Here is a 16362-nt window from a genome sequence, read left to right on the forward strand (position 1 = left end):
AGGTAATGTGCGTATGAGCTGGTTCGACAAGTTATTTGGAGAAGATAATGACTCAAGTGAAGATTATCTTAATAAAAGAAGCCAACGACGTCAAAAAGCTACACAACAAGAGAATCAAGATTCATTACTTCCTCAGAACAATGATGTTTATGAAAGACCAAAAGGAAAGTTTAGATTTCCAATGCATATTTTGGAAGAAGCAAATGAAACAAATAACATAAATGACGATGCAAATGTAGACAACACGAATTCTGAAGTTAATGATAATCATACTTATCGCAAAAATGATGATAATTTAAGTGTTAACCACAAACAAAGAAGACGTAGACAAATGTATGAAAAAGACGTCTCTAGCAACGTTAATTCGAAACGAGCAGAACAAAATAGCACACGTGATGAGTCAGTTTCTGAACCGAAAAGTGAACAGAGAAGTCACAAAGGTAAAAGAATGAGAATTCAGACGGATGTTTTGCGTGCAAATGCGACTTCAAAGCATAAATCTAATACACCTAGTTACCATCAAAGCGATTTTAAAGCAAGTGAAGTTCCTTCTGCGATTTTTGGTACAAAAAAACCTAGTCCATTAGTTAATGGCGTTATAAAACAGAATCAGCAGTCCGAAACTGATTCATATGCCGATGAAGTAAGTTTGGAATTTGATAAAAAGAATCAATCTAATTCTCAAAATCCGACTTCAAATGAAACGACATTTTATAATGATCAATATGCCGATGATTTTAATGAAGATAATAATGATGTGTTATCTGCATCAACTATTGAACAAGCAGAAGATAGTGCAGATGAAGAAGAAAAAACACAAAATGACTCGTTTGATGCAACAGATATCACCAAACAAGAACCTCTTGCTAAACGTGCAAAAATGGATAATACAATTCATTTTGAAAATATTTATGCTTCACAAATTGTTGAAGAAATACGTCGTGAACGTGAAAGAAAAGTGCTTCAAAAGCGTCAGTTTAAAAAAGCCTTACAACAAAAGCGTCATGAGCATCAAGAGAAGCAAGAAGATAGTATACAAAAAGCAATCGATGAAATGTATGCCAAACAAGCTCAAAACTACATAGGTGAAAGCTCGTTAGATGCTGAAGAACAAACGACAAATGCTACTGAAGTTGATTCGGAAGCATCAGTTCAAGACGTTTCAAATACTAGCGCTATGCAAGATACATCTGCCAATCAGCAAGAAGAGAAGATTGACTCAACGTATAAATACGAAGAAATTAATTTAGATAATATTCGTGATATACATACAATCAATGACGAGTATGTAAATGTTGATTCTGAAATACAAGCAGAAAGAAATGTTACAGAATCTCCAGAGATTAACGACGATATGTCTGAAGATAAAGTTGATAATGAATCTTACGACTTAACCAATACACTTGGCGAGACATCTTCAGATGAGGTAGTTAATTCACAATCCAACGAAAACCTCAATATAGATACAACTGAAATACAAGCAGAAGCATTAGAAAGTCAAAATGCAGAAACTGAAGATACTGATATAGCAGATGCGTATTACAGAGAGTTAGGAGATAATGATACGAGTCAATCGACTTTATCAAATAATGAGCCCTTACATTCAACTGAAGATGATACAAAAGAAAATGTAGAAACAGCACAGGTGGCTGAATCCGAAGAAATCGTAAACGACTCCCCTGAATCTGGCAGTCCATCGCTATCAGTTGAAGCTAATAGCAAAGACTCAAATATATCTCATTCAGAAGAAAATGCAGTGGATGATATAGATGTTAATCTTTCAAAAGGAAATCATGGTAATACAGAATTCTCACAAGATAAAGATTTAGATGAACAAGAAACAAATGATACAGTAGATTCAAAAGTTGATACTAGTAAAGCAATACAACATACTCAGTCAACTCAAGCAAAATCAACTATTAATAAAGGGAGTAAGCCTTTCAATGTAGTCATGACTCCTTCAGATAAAAAACGTATGTTAGATGCAAGAAAAGCACAGCATCAAAATAGAGTGAGTTCGACTGAAAACCATGCGACTCATCATGCTACAAACGATAATACTTCTGAACTAAAGACGACAGAGCAACAGACAGAGATAGGTCATGAACTTGATTCAGAACATGAAAACCAAGCTACAATAAATGAGTCAGATAATGTTCAACAAAGTGCTTCAGAAAGTGATTTAGATAACATGTCTGATATTAAAGTTGAAACATTATCCGATGAAACAGCAACAAATACAACAGGAAATAATTATGATGAAGCTAAAACAACGAATAGTAACAAGCAACAATCTGATAAATTAGATACATCCAAAGATAACAATGTTGTTAGCAATCATCAGTCTGTTAATCCAGATGAGTACTCTGGACAATCTGTTCAAGAACCATTGTTAAAACCAGAGCCTACTTCACAGCTAGGTGGTACAAAGACATCAAATGAGAATGAAAATAAACCCACTATACGTCGAGGACCAAATATTAAATTACCGAATGTAGAATTATTAGAAGCGCCTAAACAACACGAAGTAGATGAATCTTGGATAGAAGATAAAAAACAAGAGTTAAATGAAGCTTTCTATTATTTCAATGTGCCAGCAGAGGTACAGAATGTAACAGAAGGTCCAAGTGTAACGCGCTTTGAATTATCTGTTGAAAAAGGTGTCAAAGTTTCAAGAATCACTGCCTTACAAGATGATATAAAGATGGCGTTAGCTGCGAAGGATATTCGTATTGAGGCGCCGATAGCCGGCACGAGTTTAGTAGGTATAGAAGTACCAAATCAAAATTCAACAATAGTAAATTTACGTTCAATAATTGAAGAGCCTGCATTTAAAAATTCAGAATCTAAGTTAACTGTAGCCATGGGTCTAAGAATTAACAATGAGCCTTTATTAATGGATATATCCAAAACACCACATGCTTTAATAGCCGGTGCTACAGGTTCTGGTAAATCAGTATGCATAAATAGTATTTTAATGTCTTTACTATATAAAAATCACCCAGAAGAGTTGAAATTACTGTTAATCGATCCGAAAATGGTTGAATTGGCTCCATATAATGATTTGCCACATTTAGTTTCGCCAGTAATTACAGATGTAAAAGCAGCTACTCAAAGTTTGAAATGGGCTGTTGACGAGATGGAAAGACGTTACAAAGTCTTTGCTAAATATCATGTGAGAAATATTACCGCTTTTAATAAGAAAGCAACATATGAGGATAGAATGCCAAAAATTGTTATTGTTATAGATGAGTTAGCAGATTTAATGATGATGGCACCACAAGAAGTTGAGCAATCAATTGCTCGTATAGCACAAAAAGCACGTGCTTGTGGTATTCATATGTTAGTTGCAACGCAAAGACCATCAGTCAATGTAATAACAGGTTTAATTAAGGCAAATATTCCAACGAGAGTTGCATTTATGGTATCGTCAAGCGTTGATTCTCGTACCATTTTAGATAGTGGTGGCGCAGAACGCTTACTGGGATATGGTGATATGCTTTATCTTGGCAGTGGGATGAATAAACCAATTCGTGTTCAGGGGACTTTTGTATCTGATGATGAAATTGATGATGTAGTCGATTTTATTAAAGAACAAAGAGAACCAGAATATTTATTCGAAGAAAAAGAATTATTGAAGAAAACTGAAAGTCAACCGCAAGACGATTTATTCGATGACGTGTGTCAGTTTATGTTGAATGAGGGACATATCTCAACTTCATTAATACAACGACATTTCCAAATTGGTTACAATCGTGCAGCCAGAATAGTTGATCAATTAGAACAACTAGGTTATGTTTCGGGAGCTAATGGTTCAAAACCAAGAGATGTATACATTACAGAATCAGATTTAAATGAGAATTAATATAGAGATAAAGGAGTGTTTTTATGACACATTATCATTTTGTTGGCATAAAAGGTGCCGGTATGAGTTCATTAGCACAAATCATGCGTGATCTTGGAAATGAAGTTCAAGGTTCAGATATTCAAAATTATGTTTTTACAGAAGTAGCTTTAAAAAATAATGGTATTAAAATTTTACCTTTCAATGCGGATAATATAAAAGAAGATATGGTTATCGTACAAGGTAATGCATTTCCAGACACACATGAGGAAATTGTACGCGCACATGAATTAAAAATAGAAGTTATTCGCTATCATGACTTCTTAGGTCATATTATCAATCAATATACGTCTGTAGCAGTTACAGGTGCACATGGTAAGACCTCCACTACAGGTCTATTATCACACGTCATGAATGGTGATAAAAAGACATCATTCCTAATTGGTGATGGTACTGGTTTGGGTATTCCAGCAAGTGATTATTTCGCATTCGAAGCTTGTGAATACCGTAGACATTTCTTAAGTTATCATCCAGATTACGCGATTATGACAAATATAGATTTTGATCATCCAGACTATTTTAAAGATGTGGATGATGTATTCAATGCGTTCCAAGAAATGGCGCAGAATGTGAAAAAGGCTATCATTGCATGGGGCGATGATGAGTATTTACAAAAAATAGAAGCTGATGTACCAGTTTACTATTATGGTTTTTCTAAAGATGACGATGTTTATGCAGATAACTTAAAAATTAGTGAAAAAGGTACTCAATTTGATGTTTACATTAAGAACGAATACTATGACACATTCCTTTCACCACAATTTGGTGACCATAACATTCTAAATGGTCTTGCTGTAATCACAATAAGCTATTTAGAGAGCCTAAACGTAGACAATATCAAAGCTGCGTTAGAAACGTTTGGTGGCGTTAAGAGAAGATTCAATGAGACAAAAATTGGGAATCAAGTATTAGTTGATGATTATGCGCACCACCCTAGAGAAATTAGTGCTACAATTGAAACAGCGAGAAAGAAATACCCTAATAAAGATGTTATTGCTGTTTTTCAACCTCATACGTTTAGTAGAACTCAAGCATTTTTAGATGAATTTGCAGAATGCTTAAGTTTGGCTGACACAACATTCTTATGTGAGATTTTTGGTTCTATAAGAGAAAATACTGGTAATTTAACGATTCAAGATTTGATTCAAAGAATCGATGGCGCAAAGCTAATCGATGAGGAAAGTGTAAGCATATTAGAACAATATAGTAATTCAGTCATTCTATTTATGGGTGCTGGCGATATACAAAAAATTCAACGTGCTTATATGGAAAAAGTTGGTGTCACTTCGTCATTTTAGTATGTTTATGTTAAAATGATGGGGGTATTTATATTAAATAACAACATATGATTAATAGGAGGCGTTTTTAATGGAATGGATTTTACCTATAGCTGGAATTATTGCGGCGATTGCATTTCTAATATTAGTAATTGGTATCGTTGTAGTTTTACTTTCAGTTAAGAAGAATTTAGATCACGTTGCAAAAACACTTGATGGAGTTGAAGGACAAATTCAAGGTATTACACGTGAATCTACAGATTTACTTCACAAAGCGAATCGCTTAACTGAAGATATTCAAGATAAATCAGATCGTTTAAACTCAGTAGTTGATGCTGTTAAAGGTATCGGTGATTCTGTACAAACTTTAAATGGTTCGGTTGATCGAGTTACAAACTCAATTACGCACAACATTTCTCAAAATGAAGATAAAATTTCTCAAGTTGTACAATGGTCAAATGTAGCAATGGAAGTTGCTGATAAATGGCAAAACAGAAGAAATCGTAGAGATAGTGCAAATTATAAAGCGAGCAGTGTAGCAAACGATACTAATCATAGCTATACTACACGTGTAGATAACAAATAATTCATATATTAAAAAACAAATGCACTTAAATGAGGTTTGAAACTTATTTAAGTGCATTTGTTATAGGGGGCATTCAATTATGAAATACTATAATCGAGATAATTATGAAAGAAACTTAGAAAGTTATCAAGTACCAGAATATTTTACTAAAGGTGCCAGAAATGAATTTGTGTATGGATTTATTGTAGGTGCTGTGATTGGTTCAGCTTTAGGTTTAGTTTCCATTAGTAAATCTAGATCTTCTGATAAAAATGTTCCAGAAAATAAAGAACAATTTAAATCGAATATTGTTGCACAAAGTGAACAAGAAAAACAAGATGCTGAAAATAAATTAGCAGGGATGAAATCAACTATTGCAGAATCTCAAAAAAATAACACAGAAGTAACAGATGAAGAATTAGCAGCCCAAAAAGTTGCTATTCAAAAAGAATCATCCGATAATGATTTAGCTAATATGTCACCTGAGGCACAAGAACAGCAAGAAGCAAAAAATGAAAATAATAATGACGTAGTATCTAATGATTTAGCTACTGAACATATTGACCCAGATGCTAATCCAACTGAAGATGAGATTAGTGCTCAACAAAACGCTATAAAAGAAGAAACAGCGGATAATTCAGGTGTTGACGCAAGCTCTACAGCTGACTCAGATCAAAATGAAGGCATCAATGGTAAAACAGCTGCAGCAACTGCAAGTGGCGCTGTTGTTGCAGGTGGTTTAGCAAGTGCGGCGCAAAACAAAAAAGAAGCTTTAAATAATGATTCAGAGGTTTCAGAAAACACTTCAAAATTAATAAACGAAGATGATAAACCAAAACAATCAGCTAAAGATGCGCCAAATTTAGTGACAAAAGAAGCAACTAATGAGTCATCTTCATATGATAAGGATAAGTCTGAAACAGCTACTACTGGTATAGTTACTGCATCAGGCTTAGCATTAGCAGCTCATAATAAGCAAAATGCAATAAAAAATAATCAAAGCATTGCAGAGAATACAGCTAATTTATTAATACCAGAATCACCAAAGCAAGCTAAAAATCAATCGGTACCAAATTTAATTACTCCAAATGTTGGAAATGCAGTAGAATCTACTGATAAAGTAGACAACAGTGCGGATAAAAATAACAAAAAAACAACAACTACAGAAATTCCTAAGCCAACAGCAGCTGAACAACGCGTTCAACAAACACATAAGACGGTATCATTTAAAGATGGTATTATTGTCCATGATGGCGCTACTAGAAATTTAAGCGAACAATCAGTTGAACAAAGTAATGCACAGCAAAATGATGATAAATCAACAGTGAAAACAAATGATGGTATTATAAACCATGATGAATCACAGAGTGCTGATAAAACGTTAAAATCAACCCAAAGTAAATCAACTAAAAAAACTTATACTAAAAATAGACCGCAAGTGAATAAGTCAGAGAAAGCTAAAAGTAAAATCGATAAAAGAACTTTCAATGATTAATTCAAATACAAAGAAAGGGTCCAAGACATAAATATTTGTTTTGGATTCTTTTTATTTTATATGAACTAACAACTAGATGAGCAATCAATTAAATCTCATTGATTGATAGCGCAATAAATTATTTTCTATACGTGCACTTGTTACTTTCTTGTTGAATGCTAAATTCTATACATAAATTACTTAAATTAATATTATAAAAAAATATTGAAAAACATATAATAGTGTAAAAATGGGCTAGATATTGACTGAAAATTCAGTTATCATTAATGTTATTCACTTTTAAAGTGATTTTTTTCAATCGCTACTTGAACTTCTAAGTAGTTCTTGTTAGAATAACGTTTAACAAATATTTTATCGCTTTAAAGCAGAATAAAATATCGTTTTTTAAATTTTTCATAGAGGTGAATAAAAATGACAGACAAATTAAAAGAATACAGAGATGAGATAGTTGAAATAAACGAAGAGATTTTAGGTCTATTATCTAAAAGAGGAAAAATAGCACAAAAAATAGGTGAGGAAAAACGTAAACAAGGCACACTTGTATATGATCCTCAGCGTGAAAAAGAAATGATTAATCAATTATTAGATAAGAATGAAGGACCATTCAATGACAATGTAATCAAACAATTGTTTAAAGAAATTTTTAAAGCCTCTACTGATTTGCAAAAATCTGAAAATGAAAAACACTTATATGTATCTAGAAAATTAAAACCAGAAGATACAATTGTTCAATTTGATAATGGAGGTATTATTGGGGATGGCAATAAATCATTTGTATTTGGACCATGTTCAGTAGAATCTCAAGAACAAGTTGATGCCGTTGCAGCTAATTTACAAGCTAGAGGAGAAAAATTCATTAGAGGTGGAGCATTTAAACCACGTACATCTCCTTATGATTTCCAAGGATTAGGTGTTGAAGGACTAAAAATACTTAAAAATACTAAAGATAAATACGGTTTAAATGTCGTTAGTGAAATAGTTAACCCAGCAGACTTTGAAGTAGCTGATGAATACTTAGATGTATTCCAGATTGGTGCACGTAACATGCAAAACTTCGAATTGCTTAAAGAAGCAGGTCGTTCAAACAAGCCTGTATTACTAAAACGTGGCTTATCAGCTACAATTGAAGAATTTATATATGCAGCTGAATACATTGCTTCACAAGGTAATGAAAATATTATCTTATGTGAACGTGGTATCCGCACATATGAAAAAGCAACAAGAAATACTTTAGATATTTCTGCTGTACCTATCTTAAAACAAGGTACGCACTTACCAGTTATGGTTGATGTTACTCACAGTACTGGACGTAAAGACATTATGATTCCAACGGCAAAAGCTGGCTTAGCAGTTGGTGCTGACGGTATTATGGCTGAAGTACATCCTGATCCATCTGTTGCATTAAGTGATAGTGGACAGCAAATGGACTTCAATGAATTTGATAAATTCTACAATGAAATTAAACCACTTGCAGATATGTATAACAGTAAAAAACTTAAATAATAATTGCAAAGTTTGAGGCAATATTGCTATAAGGCTGGGACAAATATAATTGTCTCAGCCTTAATTATTGTATTGTGATAATTAAGGCTATTATATGAGCTCTAGTTCTAGTTAACATTTTATAACTACTTACCTTATTTTACTTTGGCGAGGGGAACGACGAAATTATTTTAAACATATTAGATTTCTGTCTCGCTACTTTTCTTTTTCAGCGATAATATGAGATTATCTTTGTTCATAGTTTATTTTTAGATATTACATGTAATCTCATTTTATATATAAAGTGAGGTAGCATTTTTACATCTTTAATTTTATCCATTTAGATTATAGTGGAAATTTAAAACATATAATATAATCCAGTTTTTTAATACTATGAAATGAAAAACATTATAACAATCTAAACAAAATGATTTTACATTTTCTGAAAATGTGGTAAACTTTGAAAATGTTATGAAAACAGATTATAATAATAAAGAAATCGCTTTCAAGGAGGAAAATATGACTGTTACAATATATGATGTGGCTAGAGAAGCTAGAGTTTCTATGGCAACCGTTTCTCGTGTAGTTAATGGCAACCAAAATGTTAAGCCTGAAACACGTGACAAAGTAAACGAAGTTATTAAGAAGTTAAACTATCGTCCAAATGCAGTAGCAAGAGGATTAGCAAGTAAACGTACAACAACAGTTGGCGTTATTATTCCAGATATCTCAAATGTGTATTATTCACAATTAGCACGTGGTTTAGAAGATATTGCAACAATGTATAAATACCATTCTATTATTTCAAATTCTGATAATGATCCTAGTAAGGAAAAAGAGATTTTTAATAATCTACTAAGTAAACAAGTGGATGGTATCATTTTCTTAGGAGGTACAATCTCTGAAGAAATAAAAGATTTAATTAATAAATCTTCCGTACCAGTAGTTGTCTCAGGTACAAATGGTAAAGATGAAGGTATCTCATCAGTAAACATCGATTTTGAATCTGCTGCTAAAGAAATAACAGAACATCTCATAGAAAAGGGAGCTAAATCATTTGCCTTTGTAGGTGGAGATTATTCTAAGAAAGCACAAGAAGACGTGTTAGTAGGATTAAAAGATGTATTGGTTCAACATGAATTAGAACTAGACGAACAATTAATCTTTAATGGAAATGAAACATATAAAGATGGGTTACGTGCGTTTGAATCGTTAGCAACTGCAAAACCTGATGCAATCTTATCAATCAGTGATGAACAAGCTATCGGCCTAGTACATGCTGCTCAAGACGCTGGAGTAAATGTGCCGAATGATTTACAAATTGTTAGCTTTAATAATACAAGACTTGTTGAAATGGTTAGACCACAACTTTCCAGTGTTATTCAACCATTGTACGACATTGGTGCAGTAGGTATGAGATTACTTACAAAATATATGAATGAAGAAGATATTGATGAGCCTAATGTAATTTTACCTCACAGAATTGAATACAGAGGTACTACAAAATAATTCATATATTTATTTGGAAATTATAATAGGAGTGAGACGTAAATTTCACGACTCAAAAGAAGAGCGTTAATTTATAATGAGTTAGCTCTATTTTATATTTAAAATCTTGTGGTTAGGTTGTCTGTGTTTGTTAAGAAATAGTATGGTTCTCGAGCCTGTATACCTTTATACATTTACTTACTTCGAACAATAGGCATGCTACAAAATCATTAAAAATTTCATGAAACAAATAAGCATCAATTTCTATTAAAATATCTAGAAATTGATGCTTATTTTTTGCTATGACAACTTTACTTTTTAACTTGATAATTGTAATCTTATTCAAACCAGCTCAACACTTTTTGGGCCTGTTTCATATTAATCTCACTTATTTCTTTTCTTCGAGGTATTTCTATATAATTCTCTTTATCATCACTCCAATTGGTAGGGAGTGCACAAGTAGCATAAGGTTGCCATTTGGTAAGCCAACGTTCTGGAAGGTTACCTGTTGGAGGTTGTTCACCTATTAAGGCTAAGAATATATGAGACCATGCACGTGGTACAACTTTCCATATATTATAGCCGCCACCACCAAACATAATAACCTTACCTTGTGTATATGTATCAGCAAGTGATTTGACAATATATGGTATTTCATAAAGTGTATTTAATGTACAGCTCATATGTGTAAGTGGGTCAAGATAATGCACATCCACACCATGTACACTTACAATAATATCTGGTTTGAATGATGCTACAACAGGTTCAATGGTTTGTTTAAAAACATCTAAAAAGGATTGATCTTCAGTATAAGGTTCTAACGGTATATTAACCGTATATCCGAATCCTTTTTCAGCACCACGCTCTGTATAATGTCCTGAGCCCGGAAACAAAAACTTTCCTGTTTCATGTATGGAATAGATTAAAGCTTGATCATTAGTGTAGAAACTCCATTGAGTACCATCACCATGATGGGCGTCCGTATCAATACACAGAACCCGTTGATTATATTTTTGCATTAAATATGAAATTGTAATGGCAACATCGTTATAAATACAAAAGCCATTTGCACGTCCAGGAAGACTATGATGTAAGCCACCACCTAAATGACACCCGTTTGTTAACGTACCACTCATAATTTGATCTGCTAAATTCAAAGCACCTCCAACAATACGTGCACTATGTTTATGCATCATTCTAAATTGAAGTGTATCTTCACCGTCTAAACCATACTTCTTAGCCTCATTTTCACTTAAAATACCATGAGAAGCATGTCTTATTGCTTGTATATAATCATAGGCGTGTATTAGCGATAATTCATCATCTGTTGCAATTCTGGGTGATATAATGTGATGTTGCTTTAATTGTCCTAGTTCCATAAGCAATTCTGTCGTTAATTTTAATCTCATTTGGTTAAATGGATGTTTATTACTAAAACGATATTGTAAAAGTTCATTAGCGTAAACATAGCCTGTTGTTTGTTGCATATTACTCATATTTTTATCCCCTTTAAAAGAAAAATCGATTCATAAATCTAATATCATCAAACGCTTGTAATTGTTCAATAGAAATTCTTGAACCGATTCTGGCCATCAAACAATTTGCTGGATGACTCGTAATTTCTGGATCGTCTGTAGCAAAAATCTCAAGGCCCCCATATCCCATAAGTTTTTGCATTAATTTTTTATATTCATATACATCGAGACCTGAATTTTTTAAATCCCAGTGCCAATAATATTCTGTCGTTAATACAATGTAGTCTTCATATTCATCTGCAGAGAGACTAACTTTAATCAATTCACTCCCTAAATGTAAGTGCCTATAGGGCAAACTGATTTCAATTGCCCCTAATTCTATCAAGTATTCTAAATCACCGCTCGACCATCTTTCTAAAGGATCAGGATAATGAAAAGTAACGTATCCAATAATGTGTTGGTCTTTCCGTAATATAAATATTCTACCTTCTTCTAATTCACTAATTTCTTTAACTGCTTCAAATTGATCTTTCGGTGGACGAAAGGCAGACAAACCTTCATCAAATGTCATTGTTTCAAGTTTGCTACATGAAATAGGCCCTTCAATAACAAACTGTCCTTCGTCTAACTGATATGTTTGGGATTGATACGTTTTAATATGTTTCATTTTTTCACTCCAAACTACCACATGGTATTCTGTAATCAATCTTATTATTTATATTATAAGTGATAATTGAATAAAATAAAATGTAAATGAATTCGCTTACAGTAATTATTTTGAAAATTTTGAAAATGTTAGTTATAATAATTTTTGAAGAGACGATTTCATTCAGAGGGGGATTTAAAATGAAAGTAGAAGTATATAAAGGGGAAAGTGGAAATTTTAACCTTCAAGACTATGAAAAAGAATATAATCAATTTGATTGGCAAGAAGTAGAAAAATCATTTTCATGGTATGAAACAGGAAATGTGAATATGGCACATGAATGTATTGATCGTCATGTAGATGAAGGTAAAGGGGAAAAAATTGCCTTACATTATAAAGATGATCAACGTAAAGAAAGTTATACTTTTAACGATATGAAAGCAAATAGTAATAAAGCAGCAAACGTGCTTAAAAATAAAGCTAGTATTGAAAAAGGAGATCGTGTTTTTGTATTTATGCCGAGAACACCGGAACTCTATTTTGCTCTTTTTGGAACTTTAAAAATTGGTGCCATCGTCGGTCCTTTATTTGAAGCATTTATGGAAAAAGCGGTTGGCGATAGATTAGAGAACAGTGAAGCTAAAGTTATTATTACTACGAATGCATTATTACCTAGAATACCAAAAGATAAATTACCACATTTAGAAACAATTGTTGTGGTAGATGATGAAGTAGATGACGCTTACGTAGATTTTAATACTGAATTTGAGCAGGCAAGCGATCAATTTGATACTGAATGGTTATCTTTAGATGATGGTTTAATCTTGCATTACACTTCAGGTTCTACAGGACAACCAAAAGGTGTATTACATGCACAAAGAGCTATGTTATTACATTATATTTCTGGTAAATATGTATTAGACTTTAAAGAAAATGATGTTTATTGGTGTACTGCCGACCCAGGTTGGGTAACGGGGACATCTTATGGGATATTTAGTCCTTGGTTAAATGGTGTCACAAACTGTATTGCTGGAGGTAGATTTTCACCTGAAGCTTGGTATGGCATGATTGAAGAGTTTAAAGTTACGATATGGTATACAGCACCGACAGCATTAAGAATGTTGATGAGTGCGGGTGACGATATAATTGAAAAATTTGATTTATCATCTGTTAAAAGCATCTTATCCGTTGGTGAACCATTGAATCCTGAAGTCATCAAATGGGCTAAAGACGTCTTTGGTAAACGTGTACTTGATACATGGTGGATGACTGAAACTGGTGGTCATATGATAGTTAACTATCCTTCTATGGATGTTAAATTAGGATCTATGGGTAAACCTTTACCGGGTGTAGAAGCTACAATTATTGATGATCAAGGAAATGAACTACCGCCTAATAGAATGGGAAATCTTGCGATTAAAAAAGGATGGCCATCTATGATGGTGTCTATTTGGAAAAACCCAGAAAAATATGATTCTTATTTCATTGGTGACTGGTATGTATCTGGGGATTCTGCTTATAAAGATGAAGATGGATATTTTTGGTTCCAAGGACGCGTAGATGATGTAATTATGACAGCTGGAGAACGTGTTGGTCCATTTGAAGTAGAGTCCAAATTAGTAGAACATGAAGCAGTAGCTGAGGCGGGTGTCATTGGTAAACCTGACCCTGTCAGAGGGGAGATTATTAAAGCGTTCGTCGCTTTACGTTCTGAATATAATGAATCAGATGAATTAAAAGAAGAAATTCGTAAATTTGTTAAAGAAGGATTGGCTGCACATGCTGCACCAAGAGAAATTGAGTTTAAAGATAAGTTACCAAAAACACGTTCAGGTAAAATTATGCGCCGTGTACTTAAAGCATGGGAACTTGATTTACCAGAAGGTGATTTAAGTACAATGGAAGATTAAATAAAGTTTAATCAAAAATATAATCTATTATTATTGAACAACTAGTTATATATAAATTACTTAACTTAAACTACCTTATATCTCTTTAAAACAGAAGAGATATGGAGGTTTTTTTAACTGAAAATTAAAAAGTGTAATATTGAACCTTTAGATGATACATTACACTTATGATTATGGAAGCGCTATCTATAAAAGTCGACAACGCAACTTAAGTTGGTTAATATAAAGTATGTAAGGATTTATTTTTGTCAGTAGTATATATGATAAATATATAGTGATTATTGATTTAAAAATTAATTTTAGAAGGGACGAATGAATTTGACACATTTATCTGATTTAGATATTGCAAATCAATCTACATTAAAACCAATTGGGGAAATTGCAGAAAAAGTTGGAATTCCAAAGGATGCATTAGAACCTTATGGTCATTACAAAGCAAAGATTGATATTAATCAAGTTCAACAAAAAAATGGTAAGGGTAAAGTAGTCTTAGTAACTGCTATGAGTCCAACGCCAGCAGGTGAAGGTAAGTCAACAGTTACCGTTGGCTTATCCGATGCATTCAATCAACTTAAACAAAATGTAATGGTTGCTCTACGTGAACCAGCTTTAGGGCCAACTTTTGGTATTAAAGGTGGTGCTACTGGTGGTGGTTATGCTCAAGTGCTACCTATGGAAGATATCAATCTACATTTTAATGGGGATTTTCATGCTATTACGACTGCAAATAATGCGTTATCGGCATTTATTGATAATCATATCCATCAAGGGAATGAATTAGAAATAGATCAAAGACGTATTGAGTGGAAACGTGTATTAGATATGAATGATCGTGCCTTACGAAACGTGATTGTTGGTTTAGGTGGCCCGACTCAAGGCGTACCTCGTGAAGATGGTTTCAATATTACTGTAGCTTCTGAAATCATGGCGATCCTCTGCTTAGCAAATGATATAAATGATTTGAAAACAAAAATCAGTAATATCACAATTGGTTATACTCGTTCACGTAAACCAGTGACAGTATCAGATTTAAAAGTTGAGGGCGCATTAGCTATGATTTTGAAAGATGCGATTAAACCTAACCTTGTTCAAACTATTGAAGGTACGCCAGCACTTGTACATGGGGGGCCATTTGCTAATATTGCTCATGGTTGTAACTCAATATTGGCTACAGAGACTGCAAGAGACTTAGCGGATATCGTTGTTACAGAAGCAGGCTTTGGCTCTGATTTAGGCGCAGAAAAATTCATTAATATTAAAGCACGTGAAGCAGGCTTTGAACCTTCAGCAGTCGTTGTAGTTGCAACAATTCGTGCTATTAAAATGCATGGCGGTGTAGCAAAAGATAACTTAAAAGAAGAAAATGTAGAAGCATTGAAATCCGGTATAGTTAACCTAGAACGTCATGTTAAAAATGTAAGAAAATATGGATTAGAACCTGTCGTAGCATTAAATGCATTTGTACATGATACAGAAGCAGAAACAGAATTTGTGCAGCAATGGGCAAAAGATAATGGTGTTCGTCTTGCTTTAACTGAAGTATGGGAAAAAGGTGGCAAAGGTGGCATCGATTTAGCTAAAAATGTATTAGATGTTATAGAACAACCACAAACATTTAAACAATTATATGAGTTAGAACAACCTTTAGAAGATAAAATCGAAACAATTGTTAAAGAAATTTATGGCGGTTCAAAAGTGACATTCAGTAGTAAAGCACAAAAACAATTACAACAATTTAAAGAAAATGGTTGGGATCATTACCCAATTTGTATGGCTAAAACGCAATATTCATTTAGTGATGATGCTACACAATTAGGTGCGCCTGAGGGCTTTGAAATTACAATACGTGAATTAGAAGCTAAAACAGGTGCAGGATTTATTGTTGCACTAACAGGTGCAATTATGACTATGCCAGGATTACCTAAGAAACCAGCTGCTTTAAATATGGATGTAACTGATGATGGTCACGCAGTTGGATTGTTCTAAAGTTATTTGTAATCGATATTGCATGAACAGTGACTATAGAAAAATTATTTAAGGAAACTAAATTTCAATATTTATAGTAAGTAAGAATATATTTTCATATAGTTTATGATTGATAAACATGATAATGCATAAGG

10 protein-coding genes are annotated in these 16362 nt (G+C 33.2%); 8 read left to right on the forward strand and 2 right to left on the reverse strand.

What is annotated here, in order from left to right:
• Window positions 1–13 precede the first annotated feature (13 nt).
• The 6 genes from BTM19_RS00585 (at window position 14) to ccpA (ending at window position 10232) form a co-directional block, all read left to right on the forward strand.
• On the forward strand, window positions 14–3865 hold the full coding sequence (locus BTM19_RS00585; protein WP_069796406.1) for a DNA translocase FtsK: 3852 nt from the start codon (window positions 14–16) through the stop codon (window positions 3863–3865).
• A 23-nt stretch (window positions 3866–3888) separates the two neighbouring features.
• Window positions 3889–5202 carry a UDP-N-acetylmuramate--L-alanine ligase gene (gene murC / locus BTM19_RS00590; protein ID WP_029377024.1) on the forward strand — a complete coding sequence of 438 codons (1314 nt, stop codon included), beginning with the start codon at window positions 3889–3891 and terminating at the stop codon, window positions 5200–5202.
• A gap of 70 nt (window positions 5203–5272) precedes the next feature.
• The gene (locus tag BTM19_RS00595; RefSeq protein WP_017722163.1) at window positions 5273–5767 is read left to right on the forward strand and encodes a DUF948 domain-containing protein; all 495 of its coding nucleotides are present in this window, start codon (window positions 5273–5275) and stop codon (window positions 5765–5767) included.
• A 79-nt stretch (window positions 5768–5846) separates the two neighbouring features.
• Entirely contained in the window at window positions 5847–7241 is a 1395-nt protein-coding gene (locus tag BTM19_RS00600) for a hypothetical protein (protein WP_038678734.1), read from the forward strand.
• Window positions 7242–7652: 411 nt separating this feature from the next.
• Window positions 7653–8744, forward strand: a complete 1092-nt coding sequence (locus BTM19_RS00605; RefSeq protein ID WP_029377026.1) for a bifunctional 3-deoxy-7-phosphoheptulonate synthase/chorismate mutase — start codon at window positions 7653–7655, stop codon at window positions 8742–8744.
• Between the two features lie 498 nt (window positions 8745–9242).
• The gene (ccpA, locus tag BTM19_RS00610; RefSeq protein WP_029377027.1) at window positions 9243–10232 is read left to right on the forward strand and encodes a catabolite control protein A; all 990 of its coding nucleotides are present in this window, start codon (window positions 9243–9245) and stop codon (window positions 10230–10232) included.
• A gap of 317 nt (window positions 10233–10549) precedes the next feature.
• Here the strand turns inward: ccpA and BTM19_RS00620 are convergent, their stop codons facing one another.
• Together BTM19_RS00620 and BTM19_RS00625 are read right to left on the reverse strand one after the other, a co-directional pair.
• Complete coding sequence (locus tag BTM19_RS00620) at window positions 10550–11707, reverse strand: acetoin utilization protein AcuC (RefSeq protein ID WP_029377029.1); 1158 nt, start codon at window positions 11705–11707, stop codon at window positions 10550–10552.
• 13 nt (window positions 11708–11720) lie between these two features.
• On the reverse strand, window positions 11721–12353 hold the full coding sequence (locus tag BTM19_RS00625) for a GNAT family N-acetyltransferase (protein WP_029377030.1): 633 nt from the start codon (window positions 12351–12353) through the stop codon (window positions 11721–11723).
• Between the two features lie 179 nt (window positions 12354–12532).
• On the opposite strand from BTM19_RS00625, the gene acsA reads away from it, so the two are divergent.
• Window positions 12533–14242, forward strand: a complete 1710-nt coding sequence (acsA, locus tag BTM19_RS00630) for an acetate--CoA ligase (protein WP_058625544.1) — start codon at window positions 12533–12535, stop codon at window positions 14240–14242.
• A 318-nt stretch (window positions 14243–14560) separates the two neighbouring features.
• Entirely contained in the window at window positions 14561–16228 is a 1668-nt protein-coding gene (locus BTM19_RS00635) for a formate--tetrahydrofolate ligase (RefSeq protein ID WP_058625565.1), read from the forward strand.
• The last annotated feature ends 134 nt before the right edge of the window (window positions 16229–16362 follow it).

The organism is Staphylococcus xylosus, assembly GCF_002732165.1.
GTDB classification, from domain to species: Bacteria; Bacillota; Bacilli; order Staphylococcales; family Staphylococcaceae; genus Staphylococcus; species Staphylococcus xylosus.